This window comes from Chryseobacterium carnipullorum, assembly GCF_900142785.1.
In the GTDB taxonomy this organism is placed as follows: Bacteria; Bacteroidota; Bacteroidia; order Flavobacteriales; family Weeksellaceae; genus Chryseobacterium; species Chryseobacterium carnipullorum.
On record NZ_FRCD01000005.1, the window covers coordinates 117,869 to 136,965 of the forward strand.

General features: G+C 37.8%; 17 protein-coding genes and 13 tRNA genes. 1 reads left to right on the forward strand and 29 read right to left on the reverse strand.

The window, feature by feature from the left end:
- Nucleotides 1–91: 91 nt before the first annotated feature.
- The 27 genes from BUC06_RS07265 to BUC06_RS07385 form a co-directional block, all read right to left on the reverse strand.
- Entirely contained in the window at nt 92–643 is a 552-nt protein-coding gene (locus BUC06_RS07265; RefSeq protein WP_073331840.1) for a 3'-5' exonuclease, read from the reverse strand.
- A 73-nt stretch (nt 644–716) separates the two neighbouring features.
- Entirely contained in the window at nt 717–1,262 is a 546-nt protein-coding gene (locus BUC06_RS07270) for a 3'-5' exonuclease (protein ID WP_073331843.1), read from the reverse strand.
- 134 nt (nt 1,263–1,396) lie between these two features.
- The gene (locus tag BUC06_RS07275) at nt 1,397–1,963 is read right to left on the reverse strand and encodes a metallophosphoesterase family protein (RefSeq protein WP_073331845.1); all 567 of its coding nucleotides are present in this window, start codon (nt 1,961–1,963) and stop codon (nt 1,397–1,399) included.
- A 144-nt stretch (nt 1,964–2,107) separates the two neighbouring features.
- The gene (locus BUC06_RS07280; RefSeq protein ID WP_073331848.1) at nt 2,108–3,052 is read right to left on the reverse strand and encodes an MBL fold metallo-hydrolase; all 945 of its coding nucleotides are present in this window, start codon (nt 3,050–3,052) and stop codon (nt 2,108–2,110) included.
- A 48-nt stretch (nt 3,053–3,100) separates the two neighbouring features.
- A complete protein-coding gene (locus BUC06_RS07285) occupies nt 3,101–4,117 on the reverse strand; it encodes an RNA ligase, Rnl2 family (protein WP_073331850.1) in 1,017 nt (338 codons plus the stop codon).
- Between the two features lie 166 nt (nt 4,118–4,283).
- Nucleotides 4,284–4,649 (reverse strand): cyclic-phosphate processing receiver domain-containing protein, encoded by a 366-nt coding sequence (locus BUC06_RS07290; protein ID WP_394363677.1) that lies wholly within the window; start codon nt 4,647–4,649, stop codon nt 4,284–4,286.
- A gap of 49 nt (nt 4,650–4,698) precedes the next feature.
- Nucleotides 4,699–5,184, reverse strand: coding sequence for a ribonuclease H-like YkuK family protein (locus tag BUC06_RS07295; protein ID WP_073331853.1), 486 nt, complete (start codon nt 5,182–5,184; stop codon nt 4,699–4,701).
- Between the two features lie 114 nt (nt 5,185–5,298).
- Nucleotides 5,299–5,369: transfer RNA gene (locus tag BUC06_RS07300), tRNA-Trp, on the reverse strand.
- Between the two features lie 9 nt (nt 5,370–5,378).
- Nucleotides 5,379–5,451: transfer RNA gene (locus tag BUC06_RS07305), tRNA-Gln, on the reverse strand.
- A 7-nt stretch (nt 5,452–5,458) separates the two neighbouring features.
- Nucleotides 5,459–5,531: transfer RNA gene (locus BUC06_RS07310), tRNA-Phe, on the reverse strand.
- An 89-nt stretch (nt 5,532–5,620) separates the two neighbouring features.
- Nucleotides 5,621–5,694, reverse strand: a tRNA-Leu gene (locus BUC06_RS07315).
- A gap of 177 nt (nt 5,695–5,871) precedes the next feature.
- Nucleotides 5,872–5,943: transfer RNA gene (locus BUC06_RS07320), tRNA-Glu, on the reverse strand.
- Nucleotides 5,944–6,027: 84 nt separating this feature from the next.
- Nucleotides 6,028–6,111: transfer RNA gene (locus BUC06_RS23755), tRNA-Tyr, on the reverse strand.
- A gap of 649 nt (nt 6,112–6,760) precedes the next feature.
- Nucleotides 6,761–6,832: transfer RNA gene (locus BUC06_RS07325), tRNA-Asn, on the reverse strand.
- A gap of 106 nt (nt 6,833–6,938) precedes the next feature.
- Nucleotides 6,939–7,012: transfer RNA gene (locus BUC06_RS07330), tRNA-Ile, on the reverse strand.
- A gap of 114 nt (nt 7,013–7,126) precedes the next feature.
- Nucleotides 7,127–7,198, reverse strand: a tRNA-Pro gene (locus BUC06_RS23760).
- A 68-nt stretch (nt 7,199–7,266) separates the two neighbouring features.
- Nucleotides 7,267–7,338 (reverse strand) — tRNA-Asp (locus BUC06_RS23765).
- Between the two features lie 7 nt (nt 7,339–7,345).
- Nucleotides 7,346–7,419, reverse strand: a tRNA-Arg gene (locus tag BUC06_RS07335).
- Nucleotides 7,420–7,425: 6 nt separating this feature from the next.
- A tRNA-Lys gene (locus tag BUC06_RS07340) sits at nt 7,426–7,499 on the reverse strand.
- Nucleotides 7,500–7,610: 111 nt separating this feature from the next.
- Nucleotides 7,611–7,683 (reverse strand) — tRNA-His (locus tag BUC06_RS07345).
- A 907-nt stretch (nt 7,684–8,590) separates the two neighbouring features.
- Nucleotides 8,591–9,610, reverse strand: a complete 1,020-nt coding sequence (locus BUC06_RS07355) for a soluble NSF attachment family protein (protein ID WP_073331855.1) — start codon at nt 9,608–9,610, stop codon at nt 8,591–8,593.
- Nucleotides 9,603–11,309 (reverse strand): hypothetical protein, encoded by a 1,707-nt coding sequence (locus BUC06_RS07360; protein WP_073331858.1) that lies wholly within the window; start codon nt 11,307–11,309, stop codon nt 9,603–9,605. Before BUC06_RS07360 ends, BUC06_RS07355 begins: the two co-directional genes overlap by 8 nt.
- Nucleotides 11,299–13,680 (reverse strand): hypothetical protein, encoded by a 2,382-nt coding sequence (locus BUC06_RS07365; RefSeq protein ID WP_073331861.1) that lies wholly within the window; start codon nt 13,678–13,680, stop codon nt 11,299–11,301. The genes BUC06_RS07360 and BUC06_RS07365 overlap by 11 nt, the downstream gene beginning before the upstream one ends.
- The gene (locus BUC06_RS07370) at nt 13,671–14,414 is read right to left on the reverse strand and encodes a hypothetical protein (RefSeq protein WP_073331865.1); all 744 of its coding nucleotides are present in this window, start codon (nt 14,412–14,414) and stop codon (nt 13,671–13,673) included. Before BUC06_RS07370 ends, BUC06_RS07365 begins: the two co-directional genes overlap by 10 nt.
- Complete coding sequence (locus BUC06_RS07375; protein ID WP_073331868.1) at nt 14,387–15,520, reverse strand: AAA family ATPase; 1,134 nt, start codon at nt 15,518–15,520, stop codon at nt 14,387–14,389. Before BUC06_RS07375 ends, BUC06_RS07370 begins: the two co-directional genes overlap by 28 nt.
- Before the next feature lie 6 nt (nt 15,521–15,526).
- Complete coding sequence (locus BUC06_RS07380; protein ID WP_073331872.1) at nt 15,527–16,243, reverse strand: hypothetical protein; 717 nt, start codon at nt 16,241–16,243, stop codon at nt 15,527–15,529.
- Nucleotides 16,233–16,880 (reverse strand): hypothetical protein, encoded by a 648-nt coding sequence (locus tag BUC06_RS07385; RefSeq protein WP_228423647.1) that lies wholly within the window; start codon nt 16,878–16,880, stop codon nt 16,233–16,235. The genes BUC06_RS07380 and BUC06_RS07385 overlap by 11 nt, the downstream gene beginning before the upstream one ends.
- A 315-nt stretch (nt 16,881–17,195) precedes the next feature.
- On the opposite strand from BUC06_RS07385, the gene deoD reads away from it, so the two are divergent.
- A complete protein-coding gene (gene deoD / locus BUC06_RS07390) occupies nt 17,196–17,906 on the forward strand; it encodes a purine-nucleoside phosphorylase (RefSeq protein WP_073331874.1) in 711 nt (236 codons plus the stop codon).
- Between the two features lie 75 nt (nt 17,907–17,981).
- Here deoD and BUC06_RS07395 read toward each other — a convergent pair whose 3' ends face one another.
- Together BUC06_RS07395 and BUC06_RS07400 are read right to left on the reverse strand one after the other, a co-directional pair.
- The gene (locus BUC06_RS07395) at nt 17,982–18,767 is read right to left on the reverse strand and encodes a TatD family hydrolase (protein ID WP_073331877.1); all 786 of its coding nucleotides are present in this window, start codon (nt 18,765–18,767) and stop codon (nt 17,982–17,984) included.
- A complete protein-coding gene (locus BUC06_RS07400) occupies nt 18,764–19,081 on the reverse strand; it encodes a hypothetical protein (protein WP_073331879.1) in 318 nt (105 codons plus the stop codon). The genes BUC06_RS07395 and BUC06_RS07400 overlap by 4 nt, the downstream gene beginning before the upstream one ends.
- Nucleotides 19,082–19,097 lie beyond the last annotated feature (16 nt).

Genomic DNA, 19,097 nt, shown 5'->3' on the forward strand with positions numbered 1-19,097 from the left:
GATATGCTCTAAAATATTGAGTTTTTCGATCATAATTTAAGTTCGAAATAAATTTAAATATACGATTTAATGCCGAATTGTTCATCTCTAATTATGCCTTTTGAATGCACCAATGCAAAATTTTCGCAATATTCTTCGCATCGTCTACTCCTCTGTGGTGAGTCCCTTCCAGCTTGAGATTCAACTCTCCTAAAGCTCTGCTCATTCCTACACTTTTTCTGACGGTAGGATGCAGCTGTCCGAATAATGTTTTTACATTGATATGGTCATCGCTCAACGGATAATCCACATTGAATCTTCTGGCCTGGTTCTGGAGCATATTCAAGTCATAATTACCGTAGCTTGCCCAGGTAAGATCTTCAGAATCGTATTCTGCTCTGAGGATATCCAGAGCGTCTTCTAGCATGATTCCTTCATCATCCAACATATTCTGCGTTATGGAAGTCAGTTCTGTACAGAAAGGACTGACCTTTGAGTACTGTGGCTTTACTAAAATGCCTTCGCTTTTTGAGACTTTGCCGGTTGCTGCATTCATGATGCATACTCCTATTTCGATGATCTCGCTTTCCTGGCCTCTGGGCGGTCTGTCGTCCCAGCAGGTGGCTTCCAGATCTATAATAAGTATATTTTCTGTTGTTTTCATTTGTTTAAAATTTAATGTTTAAGAAGATAGAAGTGAAGAATGGACATTCTTTTTCCAGCTTCTGGCTTCATTCTTATTCCAAAATCTTCTGTAAAATTTTGGCCGCATTGTAAGCATCATCTGCTCCACTGTGATGGTTTCCTTCAAAATCCATTTTCAGGTAGTCAAGGGCTCTTTTCAGGCCTATCATTTTATGGAGTCTGAAATGATCTCTGAATTCTTCCATGATGTTCAGATATTCTCCGTCAAAAGGAATGTCTATTCCGAGCCAGTCACACTGTTCAAAAATCTGCTCCTTGTCGAAGTTTCCAAAACCCGCCCAGTTAAGTGTTGACGGATGATATTCATGTATGATCTTTTCACAGGCTTCTTCAAAATAGATTCCTTTTTCTTCGATCATCTGTGGTGTAATTCCTGTTAGTTTTGTGCAAAAATCATTGATCTCTGATCTTTCGGGAATGACATAAATGCTTTGTTTTTGGGAAATGGCTTTTGATTTTAAATCAAGTTTGCAGATCCCTATTTCTATAATATCGACTTTCTCTCCAATGGGAATCCTGTCGTTCTCCCAGCAGGTAGCTTCTAAATCGATGATAAGTATTTCGTTGGTTGTGTTCATTTTTTTGTAAAATGTATAATGTAAAAAGTAAAATATATTCATGATTGTGTTAGTCCAATGTATTATAATGGCCGCCACTCATTACTCATTACTCATTACTCATTACTCATTACTCATTACTCATTTCTCATTATTTATAGTCCTCTGTCTCCAAACGGAGGTGACCATTTCTTTCGTTTCATAATTTCCTTAACCTCTTCGTAGGAAACCGGATAAAAATCGTGGCAGTCTACTCCCACGTCGAAGCTTAAAGCCATCTCATCATCGGGTAAAGTTCCGTGTGAATGGCCGTAGAGCTGCCAAACCCCGCGATGAGAGCCGTTCCAGATACGCATAGCGTAATGAAGGAGGATAATCTTTTGTTTGCCATTGCTGTTTTCCGGCTCATCAATTTTCAGTTCATGATAATCTCTCACGGATTCAAATCGTTTGGGGTATGTGAGCGCGGCACCTTCATGGTTTCCTCTGATCAAATGGATATTGCCGTTTAATCTGTCAAGAATTTCCTTGGTGAAATCCGGTTTTCCCAAACTGATATCGCCAAGATGGTAGACGGTATCATTGGTACCGATTCTTTCATTCCATCTTTTAATCAGTTCCTCATTCATATGGTCTAAAGATTCGAATGGTCTTTCTGAAAATTTTATAATATTGGCGTGACCGAAATGGTGGTCCGCTGTAAAAAATATATTAGGTTTCATTTTTTTAATAATTGGGTTGTTTAATCTTTACTACGTTTTTTCCCACGGATTACACAGAATACACAGATATTCTGTTGATTTGTATAAATAATTCGTGGTATTTGTGTTTAAGAAAATCAATTCTTTTGTAGTTCAAATTTTTATTTAATTTTCGCGAAATGCTTTATAAAAAGCAGTTTCAATTTCAATAACATCAGTTTCTGTATATCTTCTTGAAAAGTGAATAGGAATGGCTTCTTTTACCTTACATTCTCTCATAATCTTCCCTGATGCAGATGCAAAACTATGATGGTTAAGTTGGGCAAATTCCCGGTCAGAATCTTTATAGAAGCTCTCAATATACATCAGATTGGCTTCGTTGAAAACAGTCTTTATCTTTGTATAATTTTCTTCATCTGCTGCATGGTCCATGATGACCCCAAGCTTGTGACCGGGATTAAGGGTCAATAAATGAAAAAGATCAGATGCTTTGTAAGCTGCTCCTTCAATCTGAATTTCCAGATCCTGATCATTATTTTCAAAAGCCGTTTTCAGTTCGCTGATCCACTTTCCTTTTTTAAAGCCGGAAGCCTCTTCATGAAAGGTGACTGAATCTTTTTCTTTAAACAGATACGCAATGGAATCTGTTTTATGATCAAGAATGGCAAAGTCTATTTTTACCTGATCATCTTCAAAAAGAAAGTTCTGTGTCTTCACCAGTTCCAGATTCCAGTGTGGTGGACGGAGGATATAAACATTAATTTCTTCAGGAGAAATGATCTCCCGGATCTCATATTCAATGGCTTTTTCATCAATCAGATTCCATGTGTAAGATTTTAACCGCGCTTCAATCTGATGATGAATATTTTTCGGTCCGCAGATCACCACTCTTTCTCCACTACCAATCTGATGTCTAAAAATTCCGTCAAAATTCGAAAAATGATCAATGTGTGTATGACTGATGAACACTGCTGAAACCGACTGTATTTCTTTTACCGTCAGCTGGCTGGCTTCACCGCAGTCACACAAATAGTGTTTTCCTGAATTTGCAATTTTTATTAATATGCTGATGTCTTCTCTCAGAAGACTTTTTATCTCTGCCTGTATCATTGTATTCGTTTTTAAACATAAAAAAGTTCCGGTAAAAATATACCGAAACTAAACTTTAAGAGTCATCAACTCTTCTTTAATAAGATCAATCACTAAAGTATTCAACTTTTTGTTGATTCTTTTCTGTTCATCCTTTTCTATAGAATTGAAAGCATCAGGAAAATCTTTTTCAAAATCTTCCAGAATGTCCTGAGCAAAAAGACCTATGATCTTACCTGTCATTTTGGGTTCAAATTCTCCAATTTTACTCACCACATTATTCAATCTGTTGGCTGTAGCGTACCTCTGAATTTCTTCCCAGATATTCTGAGCATTTTCTGAAAAATCTGCCGGTTTATGAGTTTCTTTATGGTCTTTTTTCACCATTTTAGATCTTTCTACCCACTTGTCATTCTTATTTTTAAGAATAACTCTGGCGCCGTTTCCAAAATATCTGGTTTTCAAAGTTTTGACAATCGTTCCTTCGCACCTATTGTTCTCCATTTCGGGTAGGCCAAGCCAAGCCGGAATTTTAGAGTCAAATACATTCGGGAACCTCAAAGCATCTTCCAAGCTGCCCTGGAATAAAACCTTTGCGTAGAAAAATCCGGTTTCCTCAAAAATCTGATTCACCACATCGGTGTCCAAATAAGTAGTACCGTTCAATTTAATATCGAATCCATAGAATTCGTTATGAGGTGCGTATTCAATACCTTTTTGTACTTTGATGGCCTCTTTTACGGGTTCTACTTCTGGATGTTTGTAGCCACCTCCGAACAGTTCACCGTAGATCACGACCGTTTCCAATTCCGGATGAATGGTTTTAACCTTTTGAAACACATCGATTACATTTGTTCTGTACCTTTCTAAAATGTGGTGTGCGTTGTAGAATTTTTCATCCTTTTCAATGAAAGCGGTTCTCTTCGCGATTTTAATTTCCTTCCCGTCGGTAAAGAAAGAGAAATTAGCACCATGAACCTTTTCCTGCACGATGAAAACCTCATCCCCAAATCCCTGCAACCTGATCTGATCGATCACGCGGGCTTGGTAAGCATTTTCTATAGAGTTATATGTTTTGAAAATCATTTTTTTAGTTTTTAGTTTTTTTATCGTTTTCCAAAAGGCCTGGAATATTTTCCTGCCTTTCGATCAATCATCTTCATTTCCTTTTTTTCAGTAATCTTTGATATTTTGATTATGCAAAGTAAAAAAGTAAGAACGCAATCTTTTTGCGCTGATCTGAAAATGTTGATTACAGTTGTTTAAAATTTTCCAAAAGGCTTAGAACATTCTTCTTTCCCACCGGATTCATTGAATGACAATAGAATTTTGGCAGATCCAAATAATTATCCATGCAGTATTCTACCAGCCATTTGGCACAGTCATAGCCAGTTTTTCCAGTATATTCCTGAGAATCCGGTTTCAGATAGTGTTGGTCTGCCAGGTCATGGTCAAAAGAAATCATTTCGGGAAGTCCTTTTTCCACCATTCTGTTGACAAACTGCTCATAATTACGAACAATATGCCAGTCTTTTCTGAGGAAAATATCCTGTTTGGTATAATGATACGCTTCAATCGGATATCTTATATCGTCCAGAAATAATAGTCTTTTTGTCATTTCCATTGTTTTTATTTTTTTAGCCCGAAAGCTTGTCTTAACATTTTTTTTAAACCATCATATCAGCACAATTGGAGCTTGCGAATGCATAAGGTTTTGCCTTAAACACATATCCCATTCCCAGAATATATCCCATAGCATCTTTCAATGCTGTGTTTGATTTAAAATCAGGGTCGGTATTAATGTCTGCGTGTACCTCCATTTCCACTCCATAAGCATCCAGAATGGCACAGATAGCGTAAGCAATTTCTACGGATCTGTTGACCTCGTTCAGCATTCTTTCTTTGATACTGATCTTCTGTATTTGTCTTTCTTTTCTGATAAAGGTAAACGCTCCTTTTCCCTCCCGTACAAATACTACTGCCGTAGCATAGCTGATCGCTTCGCCGTAAACGTGGGAATCTGAGCCCACACATACTTTCAGGCGGTGACCGTTAGCCTGTTCGCGGATGATGGCTTCTTCTACCAGCTGGGTGATAGATTTCTGGAAAAAATTTCCTTTCATATTCTGCCATACTTCTTGTTGCGTTTCCATTTTTTTTACATGTTTTAAATTCTGCTTTATATTAATTTGTCTATTGTCAATTCGTTTCACAGTCAATTTTATAAAATTCACCATTGACGATTCACTATTGACCTTCATTTTTTGCACTCCGAACCGGACTCGAACCAATACCATCAGTTTTGGAGACTGAGATGCTGCCATTACACTATCAGAGTAGTTTTTTGTTGATTCATCAGGACTCGAACCTGAACAACAAGAGTCAGAGTCTTGTGTGCTAAACCATTACACTATGAATCATTTTTTGTGGATCAAAACCGAATTGAACGGTTCCCTTTTGCTTTTCAGACAAATGTGCAGACCTTCTACACCACTGATCCCTGTTTATATATAATGAGTAATTGGTAATGAGTAATCCCGACATAGTCCTATGGGTATTTATCAATCATCTTTCATCATTCATGTTTTGTACAGAAAAAGGGATTCGAACCCTCAATATCTTGATCCTAAATCAAGCGCGTCTGCCAGTTCCGCCATTTCTGCAGGTTTTATAAGTAATGAGTAATTTTAAAAAATTGACTTATTGACCATTCACCATTGATTACTCATTGCTTATTACTCGTTACTTATAAATTTGTGAATGATCGGATCAATTTTATCTCCTCGATCTGAACTTTCATGGTATTATTATTCACAATTGATTTTTGACCATTCACATTGTACTCCATAAGGGAATCGAACCCTTATCATCTGCTCGAAAGGCAGGCGTCCTAGCCGTTAGACGAATGGAGCGTGTAAACCAACTAACCAGGAATCGAACCTGAACAACAAGAGTACTTTTCCTGCATGCTGCCGTTACATTATCAGCGGTTTTTGTGGAAGCAGTAGGATTCGAACCTACTCAGCAATAAAGCAACAGATTTACAGTCTGCCCCGACTCTCCAACTCCGGCGCGCTTCCCAGTATAATGAGTAATAGATAATTAGTAATGAGCAATTTTCTAACTTCTAACCTCTAATTTCTATTTGAAGAAAAATAAAGTCTGTCTTAATTTTTTGTTTGATATAAGAACTTCTTCGCCCGACAAACTTTTACTTTTTCTTCTGAACTAACTAAATTTTATAATGATAAGTGATATGTAATCTTATAATTCCCTCTTACTTCTAATTTCTAATCTCTAATCCCTTTGTGAAGAAAAACAAAGCCTGTCTTAATTTTTAGTTTGATATAAGAACTTCTTCGCTCGACAAACTTTTACTTTTTCTCCGGAACTAATCTCATTTTAGTTATTTGAGATGGTTATGGGATTGTTCATAACCATTTTATTTTTGTTATTGAATTCACGAATATTTCACATTTTAAACCCACTCAGCTTACGCAACGGTTTTGCAGACCGCCCCGACTCTTCCCCTTCGGCGAACCATCAGATAGGATTATAAATGATAATTGATGATTAATAGTGAATTTACACCCCTATTAACTTCTAAAATCTAGCTTCTAATAAAAAAAGAAAAAGGCTGTCGGTATTTTCCATATTTGGCGTAAAGATCTTCTGCTCTTGACCCACCTTATTTCTTCTCTTTTGAAACAATTAACATTTAGTTTTTTGCGATTCCCGAAAGATTCGAACTTTCAACTTCCAGTTTAACAGACCGGCGCTCTACCATTGAGCTACGAAATCATTTTTTTTTGTGAATGGTCAATGGTCAATCCGTTTTACTGTCAATTTTTAAAAATTCACTTGCGAAGCAAAATTCACTATTTACCATTCACTTTTGCATCTTTTGTAATTCCGGAAGGACTCGAACCTTCAACCTTCGGCGTATCAGACCGACACTCTAACCACTTGAGCTACGAAATTGTTTTTTGTTTGTGAATGGTCAATTGTCAATTCGTTGTACTTTCAATTTTTAAAAATTCACTTGCGAAGCAAAATTCACTATTCACCATTCACTTTTACACCAAGCAAAACTTGTCTGGAAAGCAAGATTCGAACTTGCAACCTCCCGCGTCCAAGACGGGTAAACAACCACCGTTATCTTTCCAGTTTTTCAGGTTCGGTTTCCAATTTTTTTGCCGGGAGACAGCCGGAGCTAAAATTTTCCGTGAACCTTGCGGTCTATGCGGGAATCGAACCCGCAGTGCCCAAGAGACAGTCGGGCAGGTTAGCCTTTACCTCAATAGACCTTTTTTGTAATTCTGAGAGGGATCGAACCTCTAACCTTCAGTTTAGAAAACCAACGCTCTATCCAATTGAGCTACAGAATTGTTTTGTAATCCCAGAAGGAATTGAACCTTCAACCCCCGGTTTAAAAGACCGGTGCTTTGACCAATTGAGCTATGAGATTGTTTTTCTATGTGAATGGTTAATTGTCAATTTGCTTTGCTTGCCAATTTTAAATTCATTATTCACTATTGACCATTCATTCTTACCAAAATTCATTATTCCTATTCACTTTGGGTATCTTCGGGGATCGAACCCTGTTCTCCGGTTCCACAGACCGACGCTTTACCATATAAGCTAAAGAAACCATAAAAAAAGCACCTCTTTTCGGGAGGTGCTGTATATATTTTGACGTGTCAGATCACTGAGACCTACGTATATAAGCACCTTTTATGTATAAATTCACTATCCAGAATACATGGATATCCTTTCGGCTCCTGTCCGTGTAGTCTTGAATACTGATTAGATATGTTATGTAATTGTTTCATTATATTCCTGTTATTTAAAAAGTTTTTGAATCCTGAAAACCTGTTGCTTTCAATTTTCGGTTGCAAAGTAAGTATGAAATTTTTTAATCTGCAAATTTATTTTTCAATTAAATATTTGACAATCAATAAGTTAAAATGTATTTTTAGCATAAAGAATAACCGTCCGCAATATCCTGCGGATCTCTTAAATACCTAAATGACTGTCTCTCATCGGGTTACTTATCACTCTTATTTATCGTATTAAATTGACATTGTTAATTAAAAATTTTTTGTTTGTATGGTTATTTTTTTTCATTCTAAATAATTTATGGCCTAAAACACAAGAAACGCCTCGAGTTATCGAGGCGTTTCTGCGGTATTTTGTTTAAATTCTTACGGGTTTATTGTAAATAATTTTCAAAGCAAGCACATTTCGCCTCATTCCATATCATCCATTCGTATCCGAATAATCCTTTTATTGAAGGGCTATCGCATAGATTTACATTGATATGTGCTCTTTGTAGTGTCATAATTTTCTGGCGCAAAGATAGGAAAAATTGTTTTTCAGCAATGAAAATAATACTTTGGTTCACTAAACAAGGGGATAGTTTGCCTGTGAAAATTATTCAATTAAGGGCTTTTGAGACGGTGGCTTCGAGTACCTCAGCCACCTTGTATTTGCCGGTATAAGAAATTTCTTCTATTTTTTTAATGCTTGAATCCTTAAATTTTTAAATCTTTAAATTTATTAATTTCTCAACATCTTATTCCTTCCCGTTTTAAACCTTGAAATATCTTTCAGGATCACACTGTCATCGGGATTAAAATATTTCAGTTCATTGATGATCTCAGAACGGGTACCTACTTTTTCTGCAATAATTTCATAGGCGATACTTCGTGTTACAGGCTGTAGTTTCGGATCCTTTTTAAACTCATGCTTCATTGCTTCCAGGTAGATCGTCTTTTTATAGGAAGGGGTCTTCTGATAAAGCTTATGGATTTCTTTTTCCAGTTTTATGATATCAAAAACATTGGCGAAATAATTATTCAGACAGTTGAATGAATCTTTATCTTCATTCCATCCCTTGAGCAGTATTTTCTGAGCTTTCTCCGGCTGTTCCATTTTTTTACTGTAGATCAGAGAAGCTTTTACCATTTGATTGTTGGCAGTATAATCGTCTACCACCATTTGGTAATAGCTGTGGGCATTATGGATATCGTTAAGTTCCTTATACAAATCCCCTACTTTTTCTTTCTGCTGCATTTCTTTATACAGGTCGATGGCTTTTTTGTATTGTTTTGCCTTTTCGTAACAGGATGCCGCTTCTGCTTTATTGTTTAGTTTTTTAAGATACACTGCTGCAGCTTCATTGTAGAAACCACCTTCTTCCAGGGTTTTTGCCCCGCGAAAATTATCCTGAAGCAAATTCATATACACTTTTGCTGCTTTTTTATAATCCTTATCGGCAATGTATTTTTCAGCAAGCTCTTCATATTTGCTTCGAATTCTGTCAAACAATGAAGCTTCGAGATAGAAATTTCCTCCGCCGGAACCTCGCTTGCCAGAATTTTTCCTGTTCTGTTCCTTATCTTTTAAAGCAGTAATGATGATCATGATAATAAAGGCTACCACAAGGAAAATCGCCAGCGTTCCTACAACACTCCAAAAGCTTTCGTGAAATAGCTGTGCTCCAATTCCTATGATCTTAAACACGGCCAGGATCATAAATGCAATCAGGAATTTGTCTATAAATTTCTGTTTATTCATCGTCGTCAGGGTTTAAAATAGTTTTGTCCTCGCTGAACAGGCGGTAAAGGAGAAGAATCACACAAATTACCAGAAGCCATACAAACCAGTTGTATCCAAACATTTTTATCAATGGATAAAACAAATATACCAGCATAGCAACAAGGAATACCGACAAAATGATCTTCACCCACAACGGGACACTGTCTCCACCAAGGTTTAATGATTTCCTTTTGAAGATGAAAGAGTAAATTCCTACAGCTCCAAACATAAAAATTACAAGATAGAGGATATCTGAAACCTCTGTTTTTTCAGGAGAATTGCTATCGCCGGACTCGAGCTTTCCTATTTTTGAATCTTTAACGGGAGTTGGAGGAGCTTGCATCATGTCAAGCGTTCCATAGAGTCGTCCCAGCGAATCTGCCATGAGTACCTGTTTTTTCTTTAAAACAAATTTCACCACTTCATCATTGACAGGTTTTCCCTTGCTGTATTGTTTCAGGGAATCTGAAATGCGACGTTTCATGGTTGCTTCTTGCTGCACCAGATGTTTCGTTATTTTTTTTGAGTAAACAATTTTCAGGGAATCTCTGCTGTTCTGTTCTCTGGCATTGAGTTTTTCGATATCATTTCCAACTTCTCCAAGGTTTCTTCCTCCTGATTTTTTATACTGCTCTCTTTCGTTTTTATCTTTTGACATGGCAGCGCCTGCTGCAGAATATTCACTGGAGAGTTTTTTTCTTGTTTTTCCGTAAATAGAATCAATTTTCATATCAATATCCGTCACTCCGGATTGGTAGGCAATCATATCAGCGCGGGTTTTATCAGCACCGTTCATAATTTTACCCGATGAAACAAGAAAATCTTCTTTGATTGTTTTGTTTTGATCTGAAGGCATAAAAATCCTGAAAAGTATCGCGATGATGACCACTGCCCAAAATATTTTACGGAAACTCCGGGTTCCTGCCGTTTCTTTTTGATCTCCGGAACCTCCGAATAAAGCACTTAGCCAGCGGTCTCCAAAAGTGAATTTTCCAAAGCCGTCTCCCCGGGAAGTTCCCATAATATCCAGTGGAACTCCCAGCTCTACAGCTCTGTCAGGATATTGTTCTATATATTTTAAGTATTTTTCAATCTCTTTTTTATTTCTGGCCATTACTTTTTTAAGGTCAAAAGGCAGGTTTTTCATCCATTCTTCTTCATTCTTGGGTTGTTGAAGGGCCGCCAGAATTTTTTCATCATCCATCTCCACCGTAAAGCTTTCGATATGCTGAGGTGTTTTCACTCCATTGGAAGGTTTTCTTACTTTACCTTTTCCTATTCCAGGTTCCTGCAGCAAGGAAATCCAGTTTATTTCTTCCGAGAGTTTAACCAATCCAAATTCAGGGTGCATGATCATCAATTTTGCTCCTGCAGATTTCCAGTCTTCCGGATTGACTTTAGGATAAAATACAGTATTTTCAGGGATAAAAAGCTGATCGTCTACACACTGGAAATAGGCATTTTTTCCAATTTCCTGAGGAGCTTCATGATAAAAAACAATCAAACATCCGTAGAGAACATTGGGCTGATCTGACGGGATAGCATAGGATTTTACTGTATTGAGATCTACTCCCAAAACTTCCAGCTCATGAAGCCATACTCCAGGGGAAGAATCTTTGATCAAAAGACCCTTTTTGGGATAGCTATTTTTCGGAAAAGGTTTTATTCTAAGCTCCATAATCCAAGATCTGATCAATAAATGCTGTTAAATACTGTGAATACATTTCTTCCAGGGTTTTTACTTTCAACAAGGTCTGTTGTGGAAGATAATATTCTGAACCTCCGTATTCTGTATGGGTAGACACTGCCAGGAAACCATATTCTGTAGAGGGAATATAAAAAGTAGGAATTCCGGTATTGCTGCTTTTAAAGGTAAGCATTCCACGGGCATCTGTGATGATTTCACTTCCGTCCTGAAATGTAAATTTATTTTTGTTCTGTTCTGCAAGAATCTTAATAGTACATCTGTTTTTATAAAGATTTAATGAGTTGTCATACAATCTGGAGAGCTCATTTCCGGAAATCACAAGATTATTATTTTCATTGATTCCCAGTCTGTTAAAGTTGCTGATAATCTTCATTCCGCTGCGGTCCAGCTTGGCGACTTCGGTTTCAGCTTTTGCAATATTCTTATCTATTTCGCGATCATCATTAAATACAGATTCTACAGATATATTTCCTTCCAAATTGATCTTATAAAGAGAGGAATTCATGGGCTGATGCAGATAAAAGCTTCTTCCGAAATACGTCAGATGGTATGAGTTCGGAATATTCAGTCCAGTCGTATTTATTTCGGAATATTCTTTTGTATTCAGGTTTAGTTTTGAAATCAGTTTTTTATCAGGCTGATACTGGCAGAGAATGAATTGTTGCTGTCTGTTTTTTGCCAGAGCAAACTGTCCTCTTGGTTTTACCGAAATATCTTCGATCAGCACTTCACATCCATGGTATGTTTTGTAATAATCATAGGAGTTCCGGTCATAATAATTATCGGAAAGATACGTTTTCAGCAACTGCTTTTTGGAACTTAAAATATAAAATTCCCCTTCATATAAAAACTGGGCTATTTTATTGGAAGGCGTTGGAAACAGGATCGGATAATTCTGTGGAAGATCTGTTTTCTTACCATTAACGGTAGTCGCTTTAAGTTTACGCTGAGGTGGGTTCGCCCACAATTCCTGGAGCGGAAGTTTTATCTTCTGGATATGCTTCCGGGCTCCTTTATGATGTTTATAAAAATTCAGTTCTCCTTCTGATGAGGTCGTGATCAGGAATTTAAGTCGGTCTCTGTTTTCGTGGATTACTTTTCTGATCTTTTCGTCAGCTAAATTTTCCTGATGGGTAATAAAGAAAACTTCAAGATCTTTTTCGGTATGTTCTTCATTGAAAAACTTGCCCAATGCTTCTGACACTTCGAGAACCGGACTCACCTGATTCAGATTTTCAATAACATCTTCCGTTTTGTCGAGAGATATAGGTAATCCAGCCTGCCCCATAGCAAAAACCTTACATTCTGAATGGGCTTTTGGATGACGGATCACAGCAATAGCCGACGCAAAAGCCAATACTTTTGGAGTACCCCAGTTCCTCAGGGAGGTATCAACTAGAATGACGCGTTCAAAAATATTTTCTTCCGGCGGTATTTCTCTCTGGATGTATAGTGCTTCGTTATTGGCAATACGATTCATGAACACCTCATCTTCATTCGCAAATTCGGAAAGCAGCATTCTGTGAAGATCGCCTTTATTGGCCATATCGGAAATTCCCCCGATGGGCTGTTCTCCCGGGGATAAATGACGCATAGGTATTCTAAGTCCGCTCCAGATCCTCTTTATGAGGCTTCCTACCTGGAATGTTTTTGGTTCTTCTATCAGCTGCTGGATAAAATCCTTATCGGTTTCTACGGTGGTTTCTTCCTCTACGACTTCGTCATCCAGTTCAGGTTCATCAATATGATCCCGCATAGCATCAATGATAGACTGGACGGTAGGGAATTTTTCATTTAACAGCTGTAATGCACTCAGGTCTCTGTTGATCGCCGATGGTCCTGCATATTTTTTTTCGGCACTTGCGGCCAGCATATGAGGTCTTTTGTAGTAGATGTTGAGAATCATTTCTGCTTTGCCGGGAGCTATTCTGTTGTGGGCATCCTGAAAAAGCGTCTGAAGCAATATGATTCTGTTCTGTCCGTACTTATAGACTTTATTTAATGATTTGATCTTTTCAAGGAACTCAATACTCTTGTCAGCGGTGAAATCAAAATTTCCAATGCTGTGAAAAGTAGCGGTATGTTTCATTGGGCCTGCGAAATCTGTGTATCCATCCTGCATGGCATATAAAACCATGAGTAATGCTCCAAAAGGAGGCCATCCCTGCGGCTGAAGTTCTTTCAGGATTTCCATGATGTAAGGCCTGTAGGCTATAGCCCCAACCCCGGGAATCGAGATAAGATTGTAGTCATGGTATCCGGAATCTCCGGCGATATCCTCGTCGGTTTCCCACTCCCAAAAGTAGTTTTCGTATGATTGGAAATATTCGTTCAGATCCATTCTTTTGTTTTTTCAGTAAGACGGAATGAGCTTACAGAAAGTTTCCGGAAATTTTCTTTCTTAATGGGAAGATAGGTTCCGTCTTCGTTCCATAACAGCCATTTGTCCGACATTTTGTTATATTGCTGCTGCAAGAGTGAACTCAGATTTTTAAATTCGAAATCAAAACCTGAAGGCAAAAGATGACCGTCTCTGGTCCAGTAGGTTTTTCCGGGCAGACTCAACAGCGGTGTTCCGAGAAACAATGCTTTATCGTCAATCACTGTCCATTCTATTTTATCCAGTTTGAAATTCGGCTGTGCAGGAATACTGTCTTTAATTTCTGTTATTGAGCTTAAGAGTGATACAGCAGGATATTCTTCATTCCCCGGTTTCAATCTGACTTCCACTTTTTCGCTGATCCCAAAATAATTGTTGTTGGAAGCAGGAAACGTAAGTCGTAATGCTTTATCTATAGGTGACCAAAGCAAAGCTGTTCTCATCTTTTTGCTGGGTACCAGTGCTTCTTTTTTAAACAAAAGTCCGTTGCGCAGTTCGTACAGCATAAAGTTTGGTAGCTGCCGGATATCTGCGGATACAGCCTGTTCTTCGGTAAAATCCTTCAGCCAAACCGTATCGTCGTCTACTGCAATCTGTACATTTTTCCAGTCCCGAATAGCGCCCAGAAAATCTTCATTGGCCCGCGGAAGTTCTGCCCAGAATTCTTTTACACACTTTGAAGGATCTTCTGCCATAAGCTTTCAATTTCTTGCTGAATATATTGCTTCTGCTCAGGATTTCTGATCCAGTCGCATCGGGTCTGCAGGTATCTTAATTTATCTTTGATCACATTCTGTTCTTCAAAACTCAGCATTCCGCTGTTCCATTTTTCCACCAGGATTTTTACATCCTTCATGACTTCCTCCGGATTGGGAGTTTTATTCTGCATGGCTTGTGGATGGGAGTTTGGATGATCATCTTTTTCAATGGTTCTGTTGATAATGCCTTCAAGAATCTCGATTTGTTCTTCAGTATCCCAGATATGTTTCAGGACCCACAGGTCTGAAAGTACGGCTTCATTTCTTCCGCAGATCAGGGCACTGGCCGCAATCAGGTTCTGAAGTTTTACGGCTCTACGGTCCGAAATCGCAATTCCGGTATTTCTCAGGCTGATGATGGTATTTAAATACACTTCATAGATGGGTCTGAGGTCTATGGTTTTACACAGGTTTTGCAGTTCCCTGATTTCATCTGCAAGAATTTCGGGAATTTCCGTCTCGGTTTCATTTTCTAATTTTCTTCCGGCAATAAGAACTTGCTGCAGCAACTCAGGATTTACATAATCGACATTAATCCTCACCAGAAAACGGTCAAACAATGCATTTAAAGATTCATCTTCTGGAAGAACATTACTGGCTCCCACAAACATAAGGGCTGGGAGTTGTTTCGTTTCTTTTCCTCTTTTGAATATTTTTTCGTTGAGGGCAGTCAGAAGTGAATTCAGGATGGCCGAGTTGGCATTGAAGATTTCGTCCAGAAAAACCAATGAAGCTTCCGGCATCATGCCTTCCGTATTGGTAAGAAGTTCACCCTCCTTTAATTTTCTGATGTCAAAAGGCCCGAAAATTTCGTTGGGCTCTGTGAAACGGGTCAGCAAATATTCAAAGTTTTTGCCATCTTTCACTGTTTTGGACAGCGTTCTTACAATCGCAGATTTTGCGGTTCCTGGTGGTCCGTATAAAAACGCGTTTTCTTTGGCCAGAAGACATATTCCCAGCAGGTCTACGACATCATTTTTTCCTACGAAGGTGTCTTTTACGTAGTTGAGAACGGTATTGAGTTTTGTGATATTTTGAGTCATTAGTATTTATTTAATGAAAAATCTTAACAGTAAAAAGTATATAAATCCAATTACAATGAGTGAAAGAATAAGATCAATATAAAAAGTAAATGGAAGTTCTAGAAATTTAAAGCCTACAACAAAGTATCCAACTATTATCACAAGGCCCATAAGCGCCGATAGGAAGGAATACAGTGAGGAAATCATCATGACCAGTGAGATAAAAATAAAATATATTCCCACACTTAAAAAAATAAAAAAATGCTTCCCGTATGCGGTGTATTGGCTGTGAATAAAATTTACAAACCCAGAAAAGTCAGTCTTTCCTGAAAACAGCAGCCAGATATGGGTTCCGAAATCTTTAAAAACCACAAGGGGATCATACCCTGAAATCCAACTGACAGCAACAATTAAAACGGTGAGCATAGTTCCCATTATTCCATGAAAAATAAAGGCATTTTTCATAGTCCGCTTATCATATTTCTTCAGTTCATCATCATTAGGCCCCACATCCCCTCCTGAATCGGTTTTCACAAGGCTGGAAAGGGGAATATAACCAAACTTAATTCTGAGATCATTTTTTATGGTGTAGGCATACAAGGGTTTTGAAAAGGACATGAACATCCAAATCTCATTCACTTTCGTTTTAAACATCAAAATATTGGCATAATATGCCAAAATACAGAACACAAAAAAGTAGGAAGCAACTATTCCTCCTAATGCAACTGCAGTATTAATCTCCATGGGCAACTATTTTTAAATCCCGCCAGTAAACATCCTTATGAAGTCCAAAATCTGCCACAAGCAATTTATTAATATAGGGAATTTCTGCCAGAGTATAGGCTTTCTTTTCAACGATCCTTTCCAGATATAATTTTCGGTATGTTTTGTCCTGAAGTTCCTTTTCCCAGTTGACTTTCTCCAGCTTTAGCGGATATCCAATGCCGGAATAATGAAATTGAGTAAGTATTTCTTCTAAAATTTTAACCAACGGATCATAAGGATCTGCAGTCTGTAAAACGGAAGTAATCTGTGGCAGAAACCTCAGGGATAAATCTGCAGATAAGATGGTAGAAACATCAGCGGTTATTTTCATTCTCGGGATCAGTTTATCCAGATCTTTTGATGTATTTTCCCGGATAAGATAGAGCTGAGCACTGTGGTACAGGACTTTTGCTCCCCAAACTGCAGCTTCTTTATCACAATGTATAGCTGTGGATAAAAATTCCAGTCTCTCTTTTTCGAACTCTGCTTCGAAATAATCTCCTGCTTCCTGCTCTTCTTTTTTAGAAATTTCCTGCAGGTTTGAAAATACAGTAATGGACCCGCTGTTTCGCAGCAGAAAAATAGTGTCTAGAAATGGGGATCTGGTTTCCATCATCTAACAAAAATAAAACTATTTCGCAGAGAATAAAATTTTTATATGAATGATTGACAGTTAAATAATATTTGGGGTGAATTATTTATAAATATATTGATTCAATTAATGATAAAAGTCTTTTTTCTGTTTTTCAGCTCTCGCGGATTGGGCAGATGATGGAGATCATTGCGTTGGTTTAATTTAAACCTCATAGGTTTTGGAAACCTATGAGGTTGGTTTGGGGAATTTATGCTTAGAAAACTTAGGATATTGAGCTACAAATCTTTATAAATTTCAATCTAAAAGTTGCTATCTTTGTTCCTTCAAAATAACATTATGAGTATTCACATCAGTGCAAAAAAAGGAGAAATTGCTAAAGTAGTATTGCAGCCGGGGGATCCGCTTCGTGCACAATATATTGCTGAAAATTATTTGGAAAATGCTAAACTGGTAAGCAAAACAAGAGGAATCTTTTATTATACAGGTCTTTATAAAGGAAAAGAGATCACTGTAGGTGCCAGCGGAATGGGCTTTCCGAGTATCGGGATCTATTCTTTTGAATTATTTACGGAGTATGAAGTAGATACGATCATCAGAATCGGAACCTGCGGAGCTTACACGACGGACCTTAAGCTTTTTGATATTTTAAATATTGAAAATGCGGCCAGCGAAAGTACGTATGCCAAATATGCATGGGAAATTGAAGATGAGATCCTTCCTCACCAGGGAAATATCTTTGGAACCATCAATGAAACCGCTCAGGAACTTTCTTTAGCAACAAAATCGATCAATGTACACAGCAGCGATATTTTCTACAGAAAAGATCAGAATATTCCTGCGATTGCTACGAAATACAACTGTCCGGCTGTAGAAATGGAAGCTTTCGGATTATTCGCAAATGCACAACATTTAGGGAAAAACGCAGCGACGATTCTTACGGTAACTGATATTATTCCTACCCACGAAAAAATTTCTGCTGACGAAAGAGAAAAAGCCCTTAAACCGATGATGGAACTGGCTTTGGAATCAGCAATAAAAAGTCTTTAATAAAACAAAAAGTTAAGCTGCAATTTTGCAGTTTCGCCATAAAAAAGAGCTTTACTTCATCAGTAGAGCTCTTTTTTATAGTTTGAAAAAATTCCTGGCGGTTTCCGTGGTTTCCTCTGCAACTTCGGAAATACTGATTTTCTTCCAGTGAGCGATCGTCTGTGCCACATAGGGAAGGAAAGATGGTTCATTCCTGCGGTTCTGCATTCTCGGCATATTTTTCGGAAGCATGAACGGGGCATCTGTTTCGATCATCATCCGGTCGAGCGGCGTGTATCTGATCACTTCTTCCAGCTGTCTAAATCTTTTATCATCACTTATCGCACCTGTAAATCCTAAATAAAATCCTTTATCAAGATAAATTTTAGCTTCCTCCAAAGTTCCTGTAAAGCAATGAACAACTGCTTCGGGTAATCTGGAAAGGTATTCATCTGTAATTTCATTAAATCTTTTAAACGCTGATCTTTCATGAAGGAAAAGGGGCTTATTAACCTCAACGGCTAATTCCAACTGGGCTCTGTAGCATTTTTCCTGAATGGGTCTGGGCGAGAAATCCCGGTCAAAATCCAATCCGCATTCTCCTACCGAGACTACATAATTCAATTTCAAAAGATTCCGAAGTTCCATGATGCTTTCCTGATTAAAAGATTTGGCGTCATGAGGATGAATCCCTGCTGTAGAAAATAGAATTTCGGGATATTCTTCTGCGATTTCAGCAGATTCTTTACTTCCCCGGATGCTTGTTCCGGTAAGGATCATTTGTTCTACGCCATTGTCCAGGGCGCGGTTGATCATTTCTTCGTGTTCGTTATAGAACTGTTTATTGGTCAGGTTAATGCCAATATCAATGTAGGTATTCATTTGTTTTGTTTTTTTTTGTTTATAAAATATCTAACAATGTTGGGTCCTTTCAAAACGTTTTTGAATTCTTTTTCAGAATAAAATCCTCTGACATCCGAACGCTTTACTCCGTTGAATTCTTTCGTTATTTTTACCCAGATTATTTTGTGTCTGGCTTGTCTGGCTTTTTTCAATGTAAAAGTTTCGCTTAACTGATCGTTGATGACTGTTTTTGCTGTCCTTCGCCATTTTTTATTACCATATTTTCTCAGTTCCTGAGAGATTTTTCCGGCTTCTCCGGCTCTGAAATCTCCTTTATTATAAGTATTTCTCATCTTTTATTCGCATTAA

Bases quoted from the DNA above. Each gene is read 5' to 3' on its own strand.
- BUC06_RS07265 (WP_073331840.1), bottom strand. From the start codon at position 643: ATGAAAACAACAGAAAATATACTTATTATAGATCTGGAAGCCACCTGC.
- BUC06_RS07270 (WP_073331843.1), bottom strand. From the start codon at position 1,262: ATGAACACAACCAACGAAATACTTATCATCGATTTAGAAGCTACCTGC.
- BUC06_RS07275 (WP_073331845.1), bottom strand. From the start codon at position 1,963: ATGAAACCTAATATATTTTTTACAGCGGACCACCATTTCGGTCACGCC.
- BUC06_RS07280 (WP_073331848.1), bottom strand. From the start codon at position 3,052: ATGATACAGGCAGAGATAAAAAGTCTTCTGAGAGAAGACATCAGCATA.
- BUC06_RS07285 (WP_073331850.1), bottom strand. From the start codon at position 4,117: ATGATTTTCAAAACATATAACTCTATAGAAAATGCTTACCAAGCCCGC.
- BUC06_RS07290 (WP_394363677.1), bottom strand. From the start codon at position 4,649: ATGACAAAAAGACTATTATTTCTGGACGATATAAGATATCCGATTGAA.
- BUC06_RS07295 (WP_073331853.1), bottom strand. From the start codon at position 5,184: ATGGAAACGCAACAAGAAGTATGGCAGAATATGAAAGGAAATTTTTTC.
- BUC06_RS07355 (WP_073331855.1), bottom strand. From the start codon at position 9,610: ATGAATAAACAGAAATTTATAGACAAATTCCTGATTGCATTTATGATC.
- BUC06_RS07360 (WP_073331858.1), bottom strand. From the start codon at position 11,309: ATGGAGCTTAGAATAAAACCTTTTCCGAAAAATAGCTATCCCAAAAAG.
- BUC06_RS07365 (WP_073331861.1), bottom strand. From the start codon at position 13,680: ATGGATCTGAACGAATATTTCCAATCATACGAAAACTACTTTTGGGAG.
- BUC06_RS07370 (WP_073331865.1), bottom strand. From the start codon at position 14,414: ATGGCAGAAGATCCTTCAAAGTGTGTAAAAGAATTCTGGGCAGAACTT.
- BUC06_RS07375 (WP_073331868.1), bottom strand. From the start codon at position 15,520: ATGACTCAAAATATCACAAAACTCAATACCGTTCTCAACTACGTAAAA.
- BUC06_RS07380 (WP_073331872.1), bottom strand. From the start codon at position 16,243: ATGGAGATTAATACTGCAGTTGCATTAGGAGGAATAGTTGCTTCCTAC.
- BUC06_RS07385 (WP_228423647.1), bottom strand. From the start codon at position 16,880: ATGATGGAAACCAGATCCCCATTTCTAGACACTATTTTTCTGCTGCGA.
- deoD (WP_073331874.1), top strand. From the start codon at position 17,196: ATGAGTATTCACATCAGTGCAAAAAAAGGAGAAATTGCTAAAGTAGTA.
- BUC06_RS07395 (WP_073331877.1), bottom strand. From the start codon at position 18,767: ATGAATACCTACATTGATATTGGCATTAACCTGACCAATAAACAGTTC.
- BUC06_RS07400 (WP_073331879.1), bottom strand. From the start codon at position 19,081: ATGAGAAATACTTATAATAAAGGAGATTTCAGAGCCGGAGAAGCCGGA.